Source organism: Treponema primitia (genome assembly GCF_046533075.1).
Lineage (GTDB): Bacteria > Spirochaetota > Spirochaetia > Treponematales > Breznakiellaceae > Termitinema > Termitinema primitia_B.
In genome coordinates this window covers 13647-33287 of sequence record NZ_JAJQRB010000019.1, presented here as the reverse complement: position 1 = coordinate 33287, position 19641 = coordinate 13647, and the positions used below count along the sequence as shown (strand labels likewise).

The window sequence follows — 19641 nt, the reverse complement described above, 5'->3', positions numbered from 1 at the left end:
CCTTGTTTATTTGACGCTGGACTTAATGGCACCTTTAACGCTTCCGGTAGCAAATTGCATTATCCGTTCCTGTGAAAATTCAGAACGGGACAATTCTGCGGTAATGCGGCCTTTGGACATTACGTAGATACGATCACACATACCCAAAAGTTCGGGCATTTCCGAGGAGATCATCACAATCCCTTTGCCACCGTCTTTAACGATGTCACTCATCAGTTTATAAATCTCATACTTCGCACCCACATCTATCCCGCGGGTAGGTTCATCCAGAATAAGTACCGCAGGATTTTTGATAAGCCATTTTGCGAGAACAACCTTCTGCTGATTACCCCCGGAAAGGTTCCCGGCGTTGAATTCAATTGAAGGCGTCCTGATATTAAGATTGGCTTTCTGGGTGTTTATCTCTGCGACTTCTTTTTTCCGGTGGAGATGCCCCCGATAAATATACCGGCGAAGATTCGGCAGCCCGACATTCTCCCGTATGCTGCGTATCAGTACCAAGCCGTTACGCCGCCTGTCTTCGGAACACATGGCAATACCGTTGTTGATACTGTCAGTAACATTCCGGATCTTTACTTCTTTATCCTTGACAAATACCGAACCCCCGTCTATCGGATCAAGGCCGCTCAGCGCACGGGCAACTTCTGTACGCCCCGCCCCGACAAGTCCTGCAAAACCAACAATCTCCCCCGCATGGAGCTTAAAAGAAATATCGTGAAACACGCCGCTGCGCCGGAGGTTTTCAACCCTCAACAGTTCCGCGCCTTTTTCTGCTTCAACTTTTGGATAGTCATTACTCAATTCCCGTCCGACCATCATGGTTATTACTTTATCAATGGTAAGATTTTTTGCATCATCTCCGAAGACAACCTTGCCATCGCGGAATACCGTTATGCGGTCGGCAATCTTAAACAGCTCATCCATCTTGTGGGATATATAGATGATACTTTTCCCTCGATTCCGCAACTCAATAATTTTTTGTAAAAGATTGTCCGCTTCCCTTTGGGCGATGGAAGAGGTTGGCTCATCCATGATGATAACTTGAGAATCCTTATGGATTGCCTTGACAATCTCCAGCATCTGAATATCCGCAATCGACAGGTATTTAAGCCTGGTATGAATGCCTTCGATCAGCCGGGGGTTATCAAGCAGCCCCTCGGAACGAAGCAGATCCTCGGTGGTTTTATAAATATACTTCCAGTCAACCCGGTTCATTGTGTTAACCGGCAAATCCCCAAAGAACAGGCTTTCTGCCACAGACATCTCGGGAACAAAGGTACATTCCTGAAAAATCATGGCGATTCCCCGTTTTCTGGCATCCAGAGGGTTCTGAATCTGAACAGGTTTCCCTTCAATATATATATCCCCTGAATCGGCTTTATGTATCCCGTTGAGGATCTTCATGAGGGTTGATTTCCCAGCCCCGTTTTCTCCGCAGAGCGCGTGGACCTCTCCCCGTTTCGTGGTAAAACTGACATTGTCCAGGGCCAGGACCCCGGGGAACACCTTGGTAATGTTTTTCAATTCCAAATAAATATTTTCAGTCATAACGCTGGATCTCCTAAGGGATTTTACCTTTTCATTCTCCCATGACTATTTGCGCATGTCAAGAAAAATTTTGCGCAAATTTGGCAAATATTTCTAAAAATAAGGATAATTGCTTTTTTAAAACAAACTCTTTATGATAAACCAATGAAGTCGTCTAATCCCAAAAATCTCACCATGGAAATGGTTGCCCTGAAGGCGGGGGTTTCTATCACCACCGTTTCCCATGTGATTAATAAGACCAGGCATGTAAACCAGGAGACAAAGAACGCCGTTCTAAGGGTTATTAAAGAACTGAACTACCGATCCGCCAAAATGTCCAAATCTACCAGGAGCAATGAAATCTGTATTGGGGTTATTCTGGCGGACGCCCGGGAAGATTACTATAATGATATGATTAAGGCGATTGAATCCGTGGCTGCTGACTATGGGGTATCCATTATTTTCTGTGATTCCGAGGCGGATTTTGAAAAAGAGGAGAAAAACATCGGCCTTTTGCTGGGCAGGAACGTAAACGGCCTGCTTTTAGCCCCTGCAGATGCGGATCGTATGCCAAAAATCTTGAAAAACATCTCTATCCCTGTGGTTCTTATAGACCGGCAGTATGAATCCCATAACTTTTTATCCGTGGGGATAAATAATTTTCAAAGCTGTTACCAGGGAGCCGGGTATATGATTAAGATGGGGTGTAAAAATATCGGATTTATAGGATATGCGGATCCGGTTGATACCATCCGGAAGCGTATTCTGGGGTATAAGGCCGCTTTGAACGAATTCGATTCCGCCGCCATCCCCAAGGTGCTTTATTTGAAGTACAACGGAGGCGATTCCTTCCCTCTGATTAAACAATTCATTATCGAAGAAGGATTGGACGGTATTATTTGCGCAACATCCTCCCTCTGCGCCGAGACCATAGAGGTTTTGGATCCCCTTGATGCTGAAATGCAAAAAAAGATAAACCTTCTCAGTTACGACGATAACCGATGGCTTAACTACTTAAAATATCCCGTATCGGTTATTTCCCAGCCCGTAGCGGAAATAGGCAACGCCGCAGTGGAAAACCTTCTCCAGTTGATTGAGCAGTCTAATTATACCCGCGATATAAAACGGGAATTGCTTTTCGATACCACCATCATAGACCGTATTGCCAACCCTCTCACCGTACTTCCGACATAGTTTCCCGTGGTCAGGGTGCCCACCATAAGCACACCGATAATATATACTATCCCTGTGGACTAAGTACCTAACAAACCTTACATACAAACATACGCTCCGTCTACAATCAGGTCGCTCCCGTTGGTGTAACCTGAACTTGCTGCGGCCAGATAGATCACTGCCCCCACCAATTCTTCGGGATCACCCATGCGGTGGGCGGGGATCAGGGGCATCCAGGCGTCCTTCAGTTCCTGGGGGGTATCGACGCTCATGGGAGTACCGATATATCCCGGACTCAGGCTGTTCACCCGGATACCGTACTGGGACCATTCCACCGCCAAGGAACGGGTCATATGGATAACCCCGGCTTTAGAAGCATTATAGGAAGCCTGCCATTGGGGTATATTCACGATAGAACCGGACATGGAAGCCATGTTGATAATACTTCCCTTAATATGCCGTTCAATCATGATCCTTCCCGCCGACCGGGCCATTATATATTCGCCGGTCAGATTGATATCCAGCACTTCCCGCCATTCGGCGATGCTGGCCTCCAGAGTATCCTTGTGGATACAAACCCCGGCATTATTAAAGACGATATCCAGGGAACCGGATCGGGAAACCACCGTTTTAAGAGCGGTATCCACCTCGCTTTCTTTGGTAACATCCGCCAGTAGGCTGTAGGCTTTCCCGCCTGCCTTCTCAATAAGGCGAACCGTTTCATCAGCCCCGGTACGGGAAATGATAGCGATTTCCGCCCCCGCCTTGGCGAGCCCCACCGCGACCACCTGGCCTATACCACGGCCGCCGCCAGTCACCACCGCCACCTTGCCCTTTAGGCCGAACAATGTATCTAAATAGCTCATAAATATCCTCACTAGCATTAAAAGAATAAATCCCCCTACCACTATTGGCGGGGGAATAACCATTACAAAATAATAAGACCGAAATTTTACTTTACCTTGATGATATATCCTGTTTTCCTGGCGGCGGGTTTGGGCCTGGGCCCCTCTTTGGCATACCCGAGGATGCAGAAACCAACCCCAAAGTATGTATCGCTGTCCAGTTTCCACTTTTTGAGGAGTTCCTTGCCCTCTTCGCTTTCAAACACCTGTTTGGCCCGGTGTATCCAGCAGGAATCCACCCCAACGGCCCAGGCGGCGTTTTGCAAATTGCCCAATACCAGGGCGCCATCCTCCAGGGGGGTGTTCTTGGTCTTGTCCACCAGCACCGCCAGCACCGTGGGGGCTCCATAGAAGGGCTTAGCCTTGGGATCCTTAAGCACCTCCGCGTTGAGCTTTTGCAGCTTATTAAGCACCGTCTTGTTCTGCACCGCCACAATCACCGGCGACTGTGATCCGCCTCCCGTGGGAGCCCAAGTACCGGCCTCGAGGATCGAGTCCAGTTCTTCATCAGTTATCTGCTCCGGTTTATAGGAACGGATACTCCGCCGTGTTTTGAGATCCTTCAGGGTACTCTTACTCATGGTACGCCTCCTTCTATAATTCCAGGTCCTGGGTATTGACCTTGTTTATTGCGTAATCGGCAAATTCCGCTATCTTCATTGCCGGGAGCTGTCTCCCGTCCCTGAGGCGTATTGAAACCGTGCCTTCATCCGCCTCCCGCTGGCCTACCACCAGCATGTAGGGGATCTTCCGGTTCTGGCATTCCCGGATCTTCGCGTTGAGCCTGCCATCGTCCAGTTCCGCCGTAACCCGGAGATCACGGGCCTTGAGTTCTGCGGTGATCTTTTTGGCATATTCGTTAAAGCCCTCCGCCACGGGGATCACCGCCACCTGTTCCGGGGCGATCCACGCCGGGAAGGCGCCGCCGAAGTGTTCGATGAGTACCCCGAAGAACCGTTCCAAGGAACCCAGCAGGGCCCGGTGGACCATGTAGGGCCGCTTATGCTGGCCGTCGGCGTCCACAAAGGTCATGTCGAAACGCTCGGGCTCGTTAAAGTCGAATTGGATGGTTGTCATCTGCCACTCCCGGCCCAGGGCGTCTTTTATCTTCAGATCAATCTTGGGGCCGTAGAAGGCGCCGCCCCCCTCGTCCATCTCGTAGTCCAGACCTTCGGCGGTAATTGCCTTGCGCAGGGATTCCAGGGCGGTATCCCAGCGGCTCTGTTCCCCAACGGAATCCGCAGGCTTAGTGGCCAGATATGCCTTGATATCCTTAAAACCAAAGACCTTCCAGAGATGGAGGCTGAACCGCAGTACTTCCCGGATTTCACCTTCAATTTGGTCGGGGGTACAGAAGATATGGGCATCGTCCTGGGTAAAGCCCCGGACTCTTAGCAGGCCGTGGAGCACCCCGGAACGCTCGTAGCGGTAGACCGTACCCAGTTCTGCCCAGCGCAGGGGCAGATCCCGGTAACTCCGCCCCTTGTTCTTGTAGATCATTATATGAAAGGGACAGTTCATGGGTTTGATAATATAGTCCTGGTTGTCAATCTCCATGGGGGAATACATGTTTCCCTTATAATAGCCCAAGTGGCCCGAAGTCTCCCAGAGCCAGGACTTCCCGATATGGGGGGTGTAGAGGATCTCGTAACCATTCCTGTAATGGAGGGTACGCCAGAAATTTTCGATGGCCACCCGCATACGGCCCCCATTGGGATGCCAGTAGATAAGCCCTGCCCCGGCTTCCTCATGGATAGAGTAGAGATCCAGCTCTTTTCCCAGCCGACGGTGGTCCCGCTTTTCCACTTCCTCCAGGAAGGAGAGGTATGCCTTAAGGTCCTTGGGAGTTTCCCAGGCAGTCCCGTAGATACGGGTGAGCATGGGCCGGTTCTCGTCACCCCGCCAGTAGGCCCCGGCTATACTCATCAGCTTAAAGGCTGCAGAGTTGATCTCCCGGGTATTGGCTACATGGGGACCCCGGCAGAGGTCCGCCCATTGGATCGCACCCCCGGCATCCCGGTTCTCGTAGATGATTATTGGCGTATCCGCCGGAAGCTCATTGATCAGCTCGGTCTTGAAGGGCTCATCGGCAAAACGCTTCAACGTCTCATCCCGGCTTAGCTCGATTTGGACAAAATCCTGTTTGGAATCAATGATCCGCTTCATTTCCGCTTCAATGGCGGGAAGATCCTCCTCCACCAGAGGCGCTTTTCCGTCGGCTGATGGGGGAAACTGAAAATCGTAATAGAAGCCATTCTCTATGGAAGGACCTATGGCTACCTTGGTCCCCGGAAAAAGCCGGGTTACCGCCTGGGCCATGACATGACTAACCGAATGACGGATAAATGCAAGCCGCTCTTGATTCTTTTTTTCATCAGACATAACGTACCCACCTGTAAAGGACTTACAGGGACGGACTTCCAACCGGAACCCGCGGTACCACCCTGTTTCACCACCCCATGACGGGGGGCGCTCTCTTCGCCGTTAACGGAGACAACCGGCTTTCCATATTAAGGAAACTGAATTCCCTGTTCCGGAAAACAGCTCGGGAGGGGTTTTCTGCAATCTCCGGATAACCACGCTTACAGCCCATGGCGCGGTCTCTCTGAATCCTGGAATAAAAGCTTACTCGTCTCCGTCAAAGCTATTGTAACAAGGATATCCTTTTGTCACTTCTACGTCAAGACATTGCGTTTGTTGACATACTGGGTTACAATAACAAAAGAGGTTTTTTTTGAAAAGTCCAGTAATAATCCTAGGAGTAGTCATCACAGCCGGACTCTGTATGGGATGCGCCGGTCTTAGATACCAAAAAGAAATAAATCTTTCCTCCAATTTGCCTCTGGGTGTTATTACGGTATTATCCAACTACAATATTTATTGGGATGACGAGGATCCCGGTTCTTCGAACCACCCCAAAAAGAACGAGAATCCCGAAAAAACAAAGGTTTCCAGGGCAGATGTCCTTATCACCGATGCAGAGGCTATTCTCATGCAGAGTTTTGATGATGTGGGAGTAACCACAATCGTACCGAAGGAGCAAATAACCGGGTCCCAGGCCTATGCAAAGGCAAAAAGACACTCACGCTGGAACAAAAAAGGATTCACCATCGCTAATGGCTACGATCCTATTAATTTCCGGGATAAGAATTTTGCCCTTGCCCTTGCGAAGGAAACCGGGGTAAAGGCGGGGGTTTATGTTATCTTTGATTTTTCTAAAAGCATGTCTTCCGGAATAGGTAAAACCGGCTATTTCCAAGCCCAGGTATACATGCAGGTAATCGTAGTTGATGAAACGGGCAGAATCCTCTATAAAAAAAATCGCGTTGTAACCAGTGACAATAGAATCCGGGTTTTCCATAGGACTTTTAATGAGCAGGAACTGTTGGATTTATTCAGATCCACCATTGCCAATGCCTGTTATCTCTTTATTCAGGAGTTTGTGGTGGCCAATTCTCAGAATTTGGAAAATTAAAAGAAGGATTACATAAAAATAAATCTTGCTCCTTATAAATTCACCTTGTTTTGCCGATACTGTTTAGACCATGTCTGCTAGGCGGCTCTACCCTATTCTGATTTCCCTGTTATTGATCTTCCCCATTCGGGCGGAAGCCCAAAGTGTTGCGGTTATCCCGCAGATAACCGGATCAGAGCAGATCCGGGAAGGTATCAAACCGCTGTTTCCGTCTATTTTATTTACGGAAAGTTATAACACCTACAAAGCCCAGGAAGCAGGGCGGCCCTATTGGGCAGCATCAGAAACGGAGATCGCCGCCTGGGCCAGGGTTCAGAAAGAAAACACCTCCATCCTCCTCAACAACGATATCCTCGCCTTTTACGGACACCCCCTCTCCAGAAACATGGGAATCCTGGGCAGATACCCCATTACGGAACTGGATACCCGGCTCACCAACCTTGCCAATGAGTATAAAGCCGTAAGCGGAGGCCGGGATGTACGTAAAGCCTTTTATATTATCTTCGGGACCGTCTGGCCGGAAGGTGAAATAGGCATCATTCGGGAATCGGTTCTTATGGAATACATACAGTACGGTATGGATCATGATATCCTGGTATTCATCGATCACCAAATTGGGCGCTACGATCCCATATCATCCCTCAAACGGCTGCTCCCCTATCTGCGCTACCCCAATGTACACCTAGCCCTGGACCCGGAATGGCGGACCGCGAAACCCATGAAGGAAATCGGTTCCGTGACCGCTGCGGAGATCAACACCGCCCAGCAGGTGATGGAAGAGTACATGATAGAAAACAATATACCCGGGGAACGGATGCTGGTGATCCACCAGTTTAAACCGTGGATGATACAGGACCGGGGAAACGTGCGAACCGGCAGGGACAAGGTCCGGCTGATCCACTGCGCCGATGGCTTTGGCAACCCCGGCCAGAAGCGGGATTCCTATGCCGCCAATGCTTTAGCGCGTAACATACCCCTCAAGTCATTTAAACTGTTTTACAACTTCGAAATACCCGGAGCGGGGTACGATGCGCCCCTCTTATCCCCAAGCCAAGTCTACGGCTTGAACCCCCGGCCTTATCTGATCATGTATCAGTAAAAAAATCCCCGTACCGATAAAATTTCAACTTCAGTTCCGCCGCCGTTTTAAGCAGGTACTCCAGGCGTTCCGGGCTGATACCCCAGACAGCATTCGCAGCAATAGTGTGGGTTGTGAGGGGCAGAACACCGCCTGAAAACTTTACAATCCTTAGCATGGCCCTGATATCGGCCTGGAAGGCTTCGTCGTTTTTATATAGGGTATTATCAATGGACTTTGAGGAAATATAGCCGGCCCGTATGGCATCCGGGGTATATAAACGATAGGTAACGCCGAATCCCCTGAGTATGGGAAAAGCCGCCCTCAGGGCTTCGTGCATCCAGGGCTCGGAAAGGCCGAAGGGAAAGGCGAAGGACGTAAGGGGAAACCCCAACTGCCGGAAGGTTTCCAGAGCTCCAAGGGTTTCTTCAAAAAAGACCTCACGGGAAACCTTAACTAAATTCAGGTGGTTTTTTGTGTGGAACCCGATCTCATGCCCCCGGCTTAATGCGGCGACGCAAAAGGAAGAATAGTCTCCCTGAATAAAAAAGGTAACATGGGCGCCATAACGATCCAGAAGATCAAAGTGCTGTTCCCAGACATCCTGGTAATCATCGTCAAAGGCCAGCAGTATCCCCGAATCATCTTCCATAATTGTCCAGAGGAAAGAGCCGGTCCGTTCATCCCCGCTGTCTTCTTCGGTAACCGAAAAGTCCATCTCAAACACGGTTTTGCCGGGAACTCCGGATTCCTGCTGCCGGGCATTTTCCGGATCCCAGCGAATCCCGTAACCCGGAGGATCTCCGCTAACAACAATGCGGCCATCGGGCTCAATGGAATAGCGCCGGGGAAGGTCCGGATCATTGGCTTTTATTTTCCGTATAAGCGCTTCCATAGACAAAAGGGGCGGCTCGACCTCACCGGGCACTTCTGTTTCCGCCGGAAGCTTCTCCGGATGTTCCGGGGCTGTATCCAAGCCGCTGGGGGATTCCGGAACCCCGACGGGAACGGAAGACGGTCTACTCGCGCAGGAAATGACGCTGAGCGCCGTGAGAACTGAAACGAAAAGAAAATCCCGCTTTTTCATTGGGGCATAATTCCTCAAAAACCGGATATATGATATCATATTATAGCAAAGAGGCATACTAGGTGAATATTATGATTACCGCCGGCGGAACCATGGAACGGATCGATTCCGTCAGGAGCATTACCAACCACGCTACCGGCAGACTAGGCAGCCTCATCGCCCGCTGTTTTGACGAAGAGCCGGAAACGGAGCGTATCTTTTACATCTGTGGGAAAAACGCGCCCCTGCCCGAATCCCCCAAGGCGGAAATCACGATAATTGAGGATACCGCCGGCCTGGAGCGGACGGTACGGGATATTTTGCAAAGCCGCCGGGTGGACGCGATCATCCATAGCATGGCGGTGAGCGATTACCGGGTCAGGGCAGTCACCACCCCGGTTCTTATCGCCCAGGCCGCCGGGCCGGGACCGAACCAGTCCGCTCTGACCAATGCCCTGGAAAACGCCCCTTCCTTGGAACAGGGCGCCAAGATCAGTTCTGATGAAAAGCGGCTGGTCATCATCCTGGAACCCACGGTTAAAATCATATCCCTGTTCCGGGCCCTGGCCCCTCATGCGCTGATTGTGGGGTTTAAGCTCCTGGACCATGTGCCCCAGGAGACGCTGATCGACACCGCATACCGGCTCCTGGAAAAGAATCACTGCGCCTATGTACTTGCCAATGACGCCGCTGATATTCACGGGGATGTCCATATCGGATACCTTGTGGATGCAGAACGCCGGGTTCAGCATTTTGAGGATAAGATCGGCATTGCCCGGGGTATTACAGAAAATGTAATTAAAAAATTCAGGGGGGGAAATAAAACGCCCCGGAGGGACACATGAAAAATATTATCCTGGGGATAAGCGGCAGTATAGCCGCCTACAAGGCTGCGGATCTCGCCAATACCTTCACCAAGGAAGGTCATACGGTCCATGTGATCATGACCGCCTCGGCACAGCAGTTCATCACCCCCATCACCTTTCAGAAACTCACTAAAAATAAGGTATACACAGAGATGTTCGAAGAAATCGTCTACGAGGATGTGCGCCACATATCATTGGCCCAAAAGGCGGACATCGCCCTGATCGCCCCGGCTACGGCTAACATCATCGGGAAACTCGCCGCAGGTATCGCCGATGATATGCTCACCACGGTGATCATGGCCATACAGAAGAAGCCCATAGTGATATGTCCCGCCATGAATACCGCCATGTACGAAAACCCTATAACCCGGGATAATATTAAAAAACTTACCGGGTACGGCTATCAATTTGTGGAACCCCGTGAAGCCAGGCTTGCCTGCGGCGATCTGGGTAGGGGCGCCTTAGCGGATTTGGATACCATTATTGCTGCGGTGCACCGGCTTCTTGAACAGGGACAATAGGATGGACCCTGTGATTAAGAACATGGAAAAGATTGACATCCAAGACATTGCAGGTGTCCGCATAGGCCAGGAACAAAACCCGGATGCCGCCACGGGCTGTACCGTTATTATCTGCGAGGAAGGGGCAGTCTGCGGCGTAGATGTCCGGGGCGGTTCCCCGGGTACCCGGGACACCGACGCTCTTAACCCCATCAATAACCGCAAGTACGTCCACGCAGTACTTCTGTCAGGGGGCAGTTCCTTCGGCCTGGATGCCGCAGGCGGTGTGATGCGCTTCCTGGAAGAGCGGGGCATAGGCCGGGATGTGGAGGTCACGAAAATTCCCAACGTATGCGCAGCCATCCTGTTCGACCTAAAGTGCGGCGATTCCCGTATCCGTCCCGACGCTGCCATGGGTTACGCTGCCTGCGAAAACGCCTTCCGCGGCGAAGTCTTCCATAGCGGCAACTTCGGCGCAGGAACTGGCGCCACCGTGGGGAAGACCCGGGGAAGGCGCTTTGCCATGAAGGGCGGCATAGGCGCCGCAGCTTTCCGTTACGGAGACCTGGAGACCGGGGCGATAGCGGCGGTAAACTGCGTAGGGGACGTCACCTATAGGGATACCATTATCGCCGGCGCCCTTACCGATGATCGCCGTAGTTTCGCGGACAGCGAAAGGATCATCCTGGAGAAGTACCGGGAGGGGAATGACTTTTTCAGCGGCGATTCCGCCGACGGCATGGCGGATGGGAACACAGTCCTAGGCTGTATCATTACTAACGCCGCAATGGACAAAGCCGGGGCCGGCAGGCTTGCCGCCCAGGGACAGAACGGCATAGCCCGTGTTATCCGGCCCTCCCACTCAATATTCGACGGCGATACGGTCTTCGCCCTCTGTACCGGTAAGGTGAAAACAACGGCGGATGCGGCGGCCATACTCTGCGCTGCGGCAATGGAAACGGCGATCCTCAATGCCATAAGAAACGCCCGGTCTTTGGGAGACTATCTCGCACAGACAGATTTAAAAGGAAAAAAATAAATATGGATAATTTTACGTTTATAGAGAATGAATCCGATCTGATCGCCTTTAGAAAATATTTGTATCAGGAAAATATAGATAAAATATCCATGGATTTTGAGGGAGACTATAATCTTCACGCATATGGGGAAAAATTATGCTTAATACAAATATTTGACGGTAAAAAATATTTTATAATAGATCCCTTAAAGATACGAAATGAAGAACTAATAATTTTTTTTGAAAACAAAAAAATAGTAAAATACATGTATGGGACTGAATCAGACATTAGCCTTATCTATAAACAATACGGCATAAAATTAAACAATGTGTTTGATCAAAAGATATTAGTAGATGTACTGGAGATAGAACAGAAAGGATTGGATGCAATTTTAAAAAATACTTTAAATGTAGAGATAAAAAATAAAAAAAGATTTCAGATGTTCAATTGGTTAAGACGTCCGATTGACAAGGAAGCCCTGGAATATGCTTTAAATGATGTTGCCTATCTATTCCAAGTAAATGCTATTCTAATGCAGAGAATAATGGATGAAAACAAGTATAATGATCTATTACTATCAATAATTAAAAGAGATTTTGAGTTTGAAAAAGAAAGGATTCCCGGAGTATTTAAAAAATTTGAATTCAAAAATTTGTCTAAAGGAAAAAAAGATATATTTACCAAAATTCATACTTTACGTGATGAAATTGCAAGGGAATATAATTTGCCCCCGAACAATTTATTAAGTAACGATACAATGTTTAATTTAGTAAACGGAAGGGAATCCCCGGAAAGAGTACGGCTGGATAAAAAAATAACGGAAAAAACAAAAAATGAAATTATTGAGAGATTAAAGGGCTTGTTAACGTAAAATGATTGGACCTGAATGATGACTTTTCAGCTCTTTCGGGCATTGATTTTTACATTGTACAAACTTCGTTTTTAAGTGGATCATTAAGCGCAGTTGACAAAAGAATAATTTTGTTCTACTTTTAACAATATTAATGAGAGAAGCTATGGCTGAAAATATGCGTTTTAGATATTTAGACAATATCCGCTCTTTTGTAATCATTTTGGTTATTTTTATGCACTCATCTGTAACTTATAGCGGTATTGGAGGGTGGTATTATAAGGAAGGCCTGCAAGAAAATTTAAATATTATTGAAATGGCCATTTTTGGTATTTTGCAGTCATTTACACAGGCCTGGTTTATGGGTATTCTTTTCTTTGTTTCAGCCTTTTTAGCTTCAAGATCGCTTAATAAGCGGGGGACAATTACATTTATAAAGGAAAGACTGTTTCGTCTCGGTATTCCGTTATTATTTTATATGTTGGTTATTGCCCCGTTTATTTATTTTATTCTCCTGAAAAAGGAAAATATTACATGGTCATATTTACTAAATAATTATAAGGATTACCTTTCATCTTTTACATGGGTGGGTTCAACCGGGCCGCTATGGTTTGTTGAAGTACTTCTACTATTTTGCATTATATATGCGCTTGCGCGTCCTTTGTTTTTTAAAACCGGAAAAGCCCGTTTAAATTGGCTGAAAACAAAGAGCATAGTATATATTATTCTGTTAACCGGCGTTATTGCATTCATAATTAGATTATGGTTCCCCATAGGATCTAAAATACTGAACTTACAATTTTCATTCTTTTCATCATATATAATGTTGTTTATCCTTGGGATAATCACCGGGGAGAAAAATCTATTTGAGTATATTTCCGACGAAAAGAATATTAAATGGTTTAAAATTGTATTATTTCTCGGAATACCACTGTGGTTAATAATTATGATACTGGGCGGAGCTCTAAAGGGAGAAATGCTTATTTATGGCGGATTATATTGGCAAAGTTTTGCTTATGCGATATGGGAGTCTTTTGTTGCCATCGGGTTTTCAATAGGAATTATATCATTCTTCAAAAAATATATATATGCGGATAATGAATTTACCAAATTGCTTGCAGAAAAAGCGTTTAGCATATATGTTTTTCATGCACCTTTTTTAATAACAATATCCCTCCTATTGAAAAAATGGACCATAGGGCCATTGATCAAATCTCTTGCTGCGGCATCTATGACATTTATTATATGTCTCATATTTTCAATAGCAATCCATAAAATTAAACCCGTCAGAATATTATTAAAATAAAAACGGGTACCCCGGAAGGAGTTATACCATGGCACTGGACAACATTTTTAGTTCTCTTAAGAAGGCCCAGGCCGAATTGGCCCTGCAGAACCGCGGCCAAAAGGACGCCGCCCTGAAGGCGGTTATGGACGCCATTGAGAAGGGCCGGGGAGCTATCCTCAAGGCCAATGCCGCGGATGTAGAAAAAGCCCGGGCCGGGGGTATGAAGGAAGCCCTGGTGGACCGGCTGCTCCTAAACGATAAACGCATCAACGATATTATAGAGGGAATAGACACGGTGGTCCGCCAGGAGGACCCCATAGGAAAGGTACAGGCAGGATGGGTTCTGCCCAACGGCCTGCAGGTAGAGCGGACCACGGTCCCCCTGGGGGTTGCGGCGATCATCTACGAGTCCCGGCCCAATGTTACCGCCGATGCTTTCAGCCTGGCCTACAAGGCCGGGTGCGGCATCCTGCTCCGGGGCTCCTCGGCAGCGCTGGAATCAAACCGATCCCTGGTTAAGGCCATCAAGGAAGGACTTAACGCCGGCGGGGGCATAAGCGATGCGCTTGCCCTGGCGGAATCCGGCAGCCGGGACGAGGTGGACGAAATTCTGAGCGCCCGGGGAAAGATCGACGTAGTTCTACCCCGGGGCGGGAAGGACCTGATCCGCCGCGTAGTGGAAAACGCCAAGATTCCGGTGATCGAGACCGGGGAAGGAAACTGCCACATCTATGTTGACAGCAGCGCCGACATCATCAATGCGGTGGATATTATCGAGAATGCCAAGCTCCAGAAGCCCGGAGCCTGCAACGCCGTGGAAACCGTCCTGGTTCACCGTGATATTGCCGCGGTTCTTTTGCCCCTCTTGGCGAAACGGCTTGCGGGTAAGGTGGAACTCCGCTGCGATAACTTTGCTAAGGCAGCTGTAGGCGCCCCGCCCCAATCGCTGCTCCTGAAGGATGCGGCGGAAGAAGACTGGGAAACGGAATTCCTCGATTACATCCTGGCGATAAAAACTGTGGATACCCTGGAGGAAGCGGTGACCCACATCAACCGGTACGGAACAAAACATTCCGAGGCGATCCTCACCAACGACCACCGGGCTGCGGAAGAATTTGAACGCCGGGTAGACGCCGCCTGTGTATACACCAACGCCTCCACCAGGTTTACCGACGGCGGCCAGTTCGGCTTCGGGGCGGAGCTGGGGATCAGTACCCAGAAGTTCCACGCACGGGGTCCAATGGGGCTTGAAGCGCTGACCACGATAAAGTATCGTATACACGGAACAGGTCAGATACGGCCATAATTAAACAAGGATAGGTATGATCCCCAAGTTAATCGCGGATGCGCGAAAGATAGTTTTCAAATTCGGTTCCAATACCCTGGCGGATAAAGACGGGCGGATCAACCCCGTCTTTCTTGAGGAATTCGCCGACCAAGCTGCGGCGTTTATCAAAACGGGGAAGCAGATCGTCATTGTTTCCTCCGGCGCCCAGGTAGCAGGACTTTCAACCATGGACAAATGGGCCAGGAAGCGGGACCTCCACTACCGGCAGGCCCTCTGCGCCGTTGGACAAGTGGAACTTATGGGAGCCTGGAAACGGGCCTTTGAAAAGTACGGCATCCACATCGCCCAAATCCTCCTGACGGGAGATGATTTCAACGATTCTATCCGGACCCTCAATATGCGGAACACCCTCTTTACCCTGGTGGACGAGGGGATCATCCCCATCATCAACGAGAACGATACGGTGTCGGTGGAAGAAATAAAAATAGGCGATAACGATACCCTGGCGGCCCAGTCCGCAATACTGTGGAGTGCAGACCTGCTCGTCCTTTTCAGCGACATCGACGGACTCTACAACAAAAATCCTAAGGAACACCCCGACGCAGAACTGATCTGCGAAGTCCGGGACATCGAAGCGGTGAAAAAAAACATCACCATCGGTAACACCAACAGTTTTGGTACCGGAGGCATTGTTACAAAGCTGGAAGCGGCCAAACGGGTAATCCCCTACGGCATCTCAACGATTATCGCCAACGGCGGCAGGCCTAGGGTGCTGGAAGCTCTGGCAGCGGGAACCCAGAGCGGGACGGCGTTTTTGGCGTAACAGGGTGGTGATCCATCGCGATTATTTTGAAAAAGGCGCCAACGTGATGGTGGAAATTTTTGATGACCGGGTAGAAATTGTTAATCCCGGTGGTCTACCCAGGGGACTAAAAATTGAGAACTTTGGCAAAGAGAGCGTTTTGCGTAACCCAAACATTGCCAACTTAATGCAACGGCTCGAATATATCGAAAAAATGGGGACCGGTATTTTGCGGATGCAAAAGATGCTTGCCGAAGCCGGTTTGCCTCCGCTAAAATATGAATTTATTGGAGGAGATCAGCCGCCGGGTAGTCTCAATTTTGTCCGTGCAATATTTAACCGGTTCCCGGCTACCCCGCAAGCTACCCCGCAAGCTACCCCGCAAGCTACCCCGCAAGCTGATGACGACAAGTTGCAGAAACTCCTTGATTTTTGTGCGGTTCCACGGAGTAGGGAAGAAATGCAGGTTCATTTACAATTGAAAGACCGGGAACATTTCCGGCTGGAGATATTGCAGCCTTTGCTGAGGCAAGGCTTGCTGCTGCCTACTATTCCTGATAAACCCAATAGCCCCAACCAGAAGTATGTGGCAAAGGGCGGGGAATGAAAGTTGACATACTTAATAATTGTATAGTATATTGTTTGGTAAAGGATTTGAATGACTAATAACTATTCGGACAGAGACCCTAATCTTCCTCCTCGGTCAAATATCCCGGCAAACCCGGTTTATAAACGACAACGTTTTCTCCTCTCATTTATTAAGTCCATCAAAGAACCCCTCACGCTTATGGATTTGCAGAAATTATTATTCCTCTATTCTGAAAAACAAAAAAGTGATTTTTATGAATTTATACCCTATTTTTATGGCTGTTATTCCCTGCAAGCTGCGGAAGACTTAAACACCCTTGAACGGAACGGTTGGATAAAAAAGGACAAGAATAATATTAAATTTGGTTTCCCTGATTCCAGAAATGAATCAGAATTACCCTTTAATGACAATTATGTACTTCCCCAAGAGCGGGGCTCTGCTTTAGTTAAATTTGTCTACGATCAATATCCTTATTATGCCATTAATAGTAAAATTGCCCATGGAATTATGGACAGACCGGGGCTGATCCGCATTGATGCAATCAGAAAAAGTTTAAAAAAGAATGAGCAAATATTATTTACCATCGGCTATGAAGGTATATCTATTGAAAAGTATCTCAATACCCTAATCAAGAACGATATCCGTATATTATGTGATGTACGCAATAACCCCCTTAGTCGAAAATTCGGATTTTCAAAGACTAATCTGCAGTACTATCTGAAAAATATCAATATAGAATACGTCCATATCCCTGAACTCGGTATTGTTTCTGAAAAGAGGCAATCCCTGGAAACCGAGGATGATTATACTAATTTATTTAACAATTATGAAAAATCACTAACAACAAAACAGACATATCTTGAAAAAGTATATCAATTATTAATTTCAAAAAAACGTATTGCCCTTACCTGCTTTGAGCATGATCCCCAACATTGCCATCGCCATATTATAAGCGAGCAAATATCGAAAGACTATACTATTACCACCAAGGATTTATAGTGGAACGAAAGCGGATTTATATAACGGTAAAAACATATCCCACAATATCAAGTAAATATGATGAATTGGTTTGTACTGCAGGTATACTTGAAGATGGCTCATGGATACGTCTATATCCGCTTCCCTTTAGGAAACTAAGCAATGACCAAAAATACAGTAAATACCAATGGATAGAAGCTGACGTTGAAAAAAACGAAAAAGATAAAAGGTTGGAAAGTTATAGAGTGGTCAACCGGGACACAATACAGGCTATTCCTCTATTCAATACAAAGAAAACTCCCTGGGAAGAACGAAAACAGATAATATTCAAGAATAAAAAAATATTTACCAATTTATCTAAATTGATTGCATTGGCAAAAGAAAAAAATGTATCTTTCGGAATTTTTAAACCAAGTCGAATTATTAAAATTATTCATGAAGGAACAGATAGGGACTGGCCCAAAGAAAAGATTGAACAGCTTGCTTATAAAAAGAAGCAATTATCTCTTTTTGAGACTGAGGATGAAATAGTAAAACAATTTGAAGTAGTACAGAAAATACCTTACAAATTTTCTTACGTTTTTCTAGATGATACAGGTAAAGAATCAACATTGATGATAGAAGATTGGGAAATCGGGATGCTTTATCTTCACTGTTTGGAAAGCACTAATGGTAATGAAATGCAAGCATTGGAAAAGGTCAAAAGTAAATATTATAACGAATTTATAAAAACAGATTTATACTTTTTTCTTGGAACAACCCTGGAATTTCATTGGATGGCGCCCAATCCGTTTATCATAGTAGGGATATTTCATCCGCCAATTGACAAACAGAGGGCTTTATTTTGAGTGCCAGCCTGATTATACCCGAAGATCGGGCAACTATTCGAAAACCTCAAATAATTCAAACTGAGGAAAATGGCTTTAATCTGGATATCAAAAATCCGCATATTCCGAAAGAAAAGCAACAATATTCCAGCGGGGAACTGCTCACCATGCTCCATAAATCATTTCGCAAAAGTGATGAGTTGGTTATAAAGCTGAAAAAAGAGTTAAGTGTACGAAGGAGAAACCAATGGACCCTCAAGACCTAGCCCCCCGGCTGGAAAAAATTGAAACACGACTCGCCTATCTGGAAGATTTCCTAACCCGCCTCCAGGATGAGGTCGTCGGCCGGAACGCTACCCTGGACCGGCTTATCACCGAAAACACTGCAATGAAAGAACGGCTCCTGCTTATCTCACGGAACCTGGAGGAAATGCCGAACCAGAGGCCGCCCCATTATTAAAACCCTTCTCTAACCCCCCTCGTCGGGTGTATACTATCCTCATCTTAAAGCGTAAGGAATAGCGCCATGAACACAAAAAACATTGCCTGCATAGGCAGCGGAAATATGGGACGGGCCCTGATGAAGGGGGCCGCCAATATAATCCCGGCGGGAAATATCGGCTTTTCCGATGCCGATACAGCAAAGGCCGAGGTCCTGGCTAAGGAGCTGGGCGCCAAGGTATATTCCTCCAACTATGATGCGGTTAAAGAGGCGGATTTCGTTTTCCTCGCCGTAAAACCCCAGGTACTGGGAACGGTATTGGAAGAAATTGCCCCGGCCCTGCGCATGCGCGTGGAAAGCAAATCCCCGGCAATCCTGGTCTCCATGGCTGCGGGCTGGACCATCAAGAAGATCCAGATCCTCCTGGATGTGGGCAGCGTGGCTAAACTCATCGGCCCCGATTGGTCCGAAGTTAACCCGACTCTGACCAAACCCGTACCGGTGGTGCGGATCATGCCGAATACCCCGGCTTTGATTTCCCAGGGGGTTATTGCCATGTCCGCCTCCTCCGAAGTTCCGGAAGAAACCCTGGCGATGTTGGAGAAGATCCTGAGCGCGGCGGGGATAGTTGATCGCCTGGACGAGAATTATATGGATGCGGTTACCGGCCTTTCCGGTTCCGGGCCGGCCTTTGTGTACCTCTTCATCGAAGCCCTGGCGGACGGCGGAGTTCAGGCGGGGCTGCCCCGGGACAAGGCCCTGCGTTATGCCACCCAGACAGTCTTAGGCGCCGCAGCGATGGTGAAGGAAACCGGGAAGCACCCCGGGGAACTTAAAGACATGGTCACCTCCCCCGGAGGAACCACCATAGCGGGGGTGGCCGCTTTGGAGAACGGCGCTTTCCGGGGAACCGTGATAAATGCTGTGGATGCAGCGTACAACCGGTCAAAAAAACTAGGCTAAGACAG

The 19641-nt window shown here is 48.0% G+C and carries 20 protein-coding genes and 1 other annotated feature; of the genes, 15 read left to right on the top strand and 5 right to left on the bottom strand.

Annotation, left to right across the window (positions count from 1 at the left end; genetic code table 11):
* Positions 1–6 precede the first annotated feature (6 nt).
* Positions 7–1548, bottom strand: coding sequence for a sugar ABC transporter ATP-binding protein (locus LQZ19_RS03655; protein WP_411046293.1), 1542 nt, complete (start codon positions 1546–1548; stop codon positions 7–9).
* A 144-nt stretch (positions 1549–1692) separates the two neighbouring features.
* Between LQZ19_RS03655 and LQZ19_RS03650 the strand changes: the two genes are divergently transcribed.
* Positions 1693–2721, top strand: a complete 1029-nt coding sequence (locus tag LQZ19_RS03650) for a LacI family DNA-binding transcriptional regulator (RefSeq protein WP_411046292.1) — start codon at positions 1693–1695, stop codon at positions 2719–2721.
* Positions 2722–2798: 77 nt separating this feature from the next.
* Here LQZ19_RS03650 and LQZ19_RS03645 read toward each other — a convergent pair whose 3' ends face one another.
* The 3 genes from LQZ19_RS03645 to thrS form a co-directional block, all read right to left on the bottom strand.
* A complete protein-coding gene (locus LQZ19_RS03645; RefSeq protein ID WP_411046291.1) occupies positions 2799–3566 on the bottom strand; it encodes an SDR family oxidoreductase in 768 nt (255 codons plus the stop codon).
* Positions 3567–3652: 86 nt separating this feature from the next.
* On the bottom strand, positions 3653–4186 hold the full coding sequence (locus tag LQZ19_RS03640; protein WP_411046290.1) for a nitroreductase family protein: 534 nt from the start codon (positions 4184–4186) through the stop codon (positions 3653–3655).
* A gap of 13 nt (positions 4187–4199) precedes the next feature.
* Entirely contained in the window at positions 4200–5987 is a 1788-nt protein-coding gene (gene thrS, locus LQZ19_RS03635; RefSeq protein WP_411046289.1) for a threonine--tRNA ligase, read from the bottom strand.
* A gap of 23 nt (positions 5988–6010) precedes the next feature.
* Positions 6011–6256, bottom strand: a binding site (T-box leader).
* A gap of 83 nt (positions 6257–6339) precedes the next feature.
* On the opposite strand from thrS, the gene LQZ19_RS03630 reads away from it, so the two are divergent.
* Together LQZ19_RS03630 and LQZ19_RS03625 are read left to right on the top strand one after the other, a co-directional pair.
* The gene (locus LQZ19_RS03630; RefSeq protein WP_411046288.1) at positions 6340–7080 is read left to right on the top strand and encodes a hypothetical protein; all 741 of its coding nucleotides are present in this window, start codon (positions 6340–6342) and stop codon (positions 7078–7080) included.
* 70 nt (positions 7081–7150) lie between these two features.
* On the top strand, positions 7151–8179 hold the full coding sequence (locus tag LQZ19_RS03625; protein ID WP_411046287.1) for a hypothetical protein: 1029 nt from the start codon (positions 7151–7153) through the stop codon (positions 8177–8179).
* Here LQZ19_RS03625 and LQZ19_RS03620 read toward each other — a convergent pair.
* On the bottom strand, positions 8166–9245 hold the full coding sequence (locus tag LQZ19_RS03620) for a polysaccharide deacetylase family protein (RefSeq protein ID WP_411046286.1): 1080 nt from the start codon (positions 9243–9245) through the stop codon (positions 8166–8168). The two genes, LQZ19_RS03625 and LQZ19_RS03620, sit on opposite strands and share 14 nt — an antisense overlap.
* A 71-nt stretch (positions 9246–9316) precedes the next feature.
* Here LQZ19_RS03620 and LQZ19_RS03615 point away from each other — a divergent pair, with 71 nt between their 5' ends.
* The 12 genes from LQZ19_RS03615 (at position 9317) to proC (ending at position 19636) form a co-directional block, all read left to right on the top strand.
* A complete protein-coding gene (locus LQZ19_RS03615) occupies positions 9317–10069 on the top strand; it encodes a phosphopantothenoylcysteine decarboxylase domain-containing protein (protein ID WP_411046379.1) in 753 nt (250 codons plus the stop codon).
* Entirely contained in the window at positions 10066–10611 is a 546-nt protein-coding gene (locus tag LQZ19_RS03610; protein WP_411046285.1) for a flavoprotein, read from the top strand. Before LQZ19_RS03615 ends, LQZ19_RS03610 begins: the two co-directional genes overlap by 4 nt.
* A gap of 10 nt (positions 10612–10621) precedes the next feature.
* Positions 10622–11629, top strand: a complete 1008-nt coding sequence (locus LQZ19_RS03605) for a P1 family peptidase (RefSeq protein WP_411046284.1) — start codon at positions 10622–10624, stop codon at positions 11627–11629.
* A gap of 2 nt (positions 11630–11631) precedes the next feature.
* Positions 11632–12480 carry an HRDC domain-containing protein gene (locus LQZ19_RS03600; RefSeq protein ID WP_411046283.1) on the top strand — a complete coding sequence of 283 codons (849 nt, stop codon included), beginning with the start codon at positions 11632–11634 and terminating at the stop codon, positions 12478–12480.
* A 145-nt stretch (positions 12481–12625) separates the two neighbouring features.
* Positions 12626–13765, top strand: a complete 1140-nt coding sequence (locus LQZ19_RS03595) for an acyltransferase family protein (RefSeq protein WP_411046282.1) — start codon at positions 12626–12628, stop codon at positions 13763–13765.
* 28 nt (positions 13766–13793) lie between these two features.
* Positions 13794–15053, top strand: a complete 1260-nt coding sequence (locus LQZ19_RS03590; protein ID WP_411046281.1) for a glutamate-5-semialdehyde dehydrogenase — start codon at positions 13794–13796, stop codon at positions 15051–15053.
* Positions 15054–15069: 16 nt separating this feature from the next.
* A complete protein-coding gene (gene proB, locus LQZ19_RS03585) occupies positions 15070–15858 on the top strand; it encodes a glutamate 5-kinase (RefSeq protein WP_411046280.1) in 789 nt (262 codons plus the stop codon).
* Between the two features lie 46 nt (positions 15859–15904).
* Positions 15905–16444, top strand: coding sequence for an ATP-binding protein (locus LQZ19_RS03580; RefSeq protein ID WP_411046378.1), 540 nt, complete (start codon positions 15905–15907; stop codon positions 16442–16444).
* A 51-nt stretch (positions 16445–16495) separates the two neighbouring features.
* Positions 16496–17425 (top strand): DUF488 family protein, N3 subclade, encoded by a 930-nt coding sequence (locus LQZ19_RS03575; protein WP_411046279.1) that lies wholly within the window; start codon positions 16496–16498, stop codon positions 17423–17425.
* Positions 17425–18252 carry a hypothetical protein gene (locus tag LQZ19_RS03570; RefSeq protein ID WP_411046278.1) on the top strand — a complete coding sequence of 276 codons (828 nt, stop codon included), beginning with the start codon at positions 17425–17427 and terminating at the stop codon, positions 18250–18252. The genes LQZ19_RS03575 and LQZ19_RS03570 overlap by 1 nt, the downstream gene beginning before the upstream one ends.
* Before the next feature lie 226 nt (positions 18253–18478).
* Positions 18479–18691 (top strand): SlyX family protein, encoded by a 213-nt coding sequence (locus LQZ19_RS03565; protein ID WP_411046277.1) that lies wholly within the window; start codon positions 18479–18481, stop codon positions 18689–18691.
* Between the two features lie 66 nt (positions 18692–18757).
* Positions 18758–19636, top strand: a complete 879-nt coding sequence (gene proC, locus LQZ19_RS03560) for a pyrroline-5-carboxylate reductase (protein WP_411046276.1) — start codon at positions 18758–18760, stop codon at positions 19634–19636.
* Positions 19637–19641 lie beyond the last annotated feature (5 nt).

Bases quoted from the DNA above. Each gene is read 5' to 3' on its own strand.
- LQZ19_RS03575 (WP_411046279.1), top strand. From the start codon at position 16,496: ATGACTAATAACTATTCGGACAGAGACCCTAATCTTCCTCCTCGGTCA.
- thrS (WP_411046289.1), bottom strand. From the start codon at position 5,987: ATGTCTGATGAAAAAAAGAATCAAGAGCGGCTTGCATTTATCCGTCAT.
- LQZ19_RS03610 (WP_411046285.1), top strand. From the start codon at position 10,066: ATGAAAAATATTATCCTGGGGATAAGCGGCAGTATAGCCGCCTACAAG.
- LQZ19_RS03565 (WP_411046277.1), top strand. From the start codon at position 18,479: ATGGACCCTCAAGACCTAGCCCCCCGGCTGGAAAAAATTGAAACACGA.
- proC (WP_411046276.1), top strand. From the start codon at position 18,758: ATGAACACAAAAAACATTGCCTGCATAGGCAGCGGAAATATGGGACGG.
- LQZ19_RS03645 (WP_411046291.1), bottom strand. From the start codon at position 3,566: ATGAGCTATTTAGATACATTGTTCGGCCTAAAGGGCAAGGTGGCGGTG.
- proB (WP_411046280.1), top strand. From the start codon at position 15,070: ATGATCCCCAAGTTAATCGCGGATGCGCGAAAGATAGTTTTCAAATTC.
- LQZ19_RS03580 (WP_411046378.1), top strand. From the start codon at position 15,905: ATGGTGGAAATTTTTGATGACCGGGTAGAAATTGTTAATCCCGGTGGT.
- LQZ19_RS03625 (WP_411046287.1), top strand. From the start codon at position 7,151: ATGTCTGCTAGGCGGCTCTACCCTATTCTGATTTCCCTGTTATTGATC.
- LQZ19_RS03590 (WP_411046281.1), top strand. From the start codon at position 13,794: ATGGCACTGGACAACATTTTTAGTTCTCTTAAGAAGGCCCAGGCCGAA.
- LQZ19_RS03595 (WP_411046282.1), top strand. From the start codon at position 12,626: ATGGCTGAAAATATGCGTTTTAGATATTTAGACAATATCCGCTCTTTT.
- LQZ19_RS03650 (WP_411046292.1), top strand. From the start codon at position 1,693: ATGAAGTCGTCTAATCCCAAAAATCTCACCATGGAAATGGTTGCCCTG.
- LQZ19_RS03600 (WP_411046283.1), top strand. From the start codon at position 11,632: ATGGATAATTTTACGTTTATAGAGAATGAATCCGATCTGATCGCCTTT.
- LQZ19_RS03640 (WP_411046290.1), bottom strand. From the start codon at position 4,186: ATGAGTAAGAGTACCCTGAAGGATCTCAAAACACGGCGGAGTATCCGT.
- LQZ19_RS03655 (WP_411046293.1), bottom strand. From the start codon at position 1,548: ATGACTGAAAATATTTATTTGGAATTGAAAAACATTACCAAGGTGTTC.
- LQZ19_RS03620 (WP_411046286.1), bottom strand. From the start codon at position 9,245: ATGAAAAAGCGGGATTTTCTTTTCGTTTCAGTTCTCACGGCGCTCAGC.
- LQZ19_RS03615 (WP_411046379.1), top strand. From the start codon at position 9,317: ATGATTACCGCCGGCGGAACCATGGAACGGATCGATTCCGTCAGGAGC.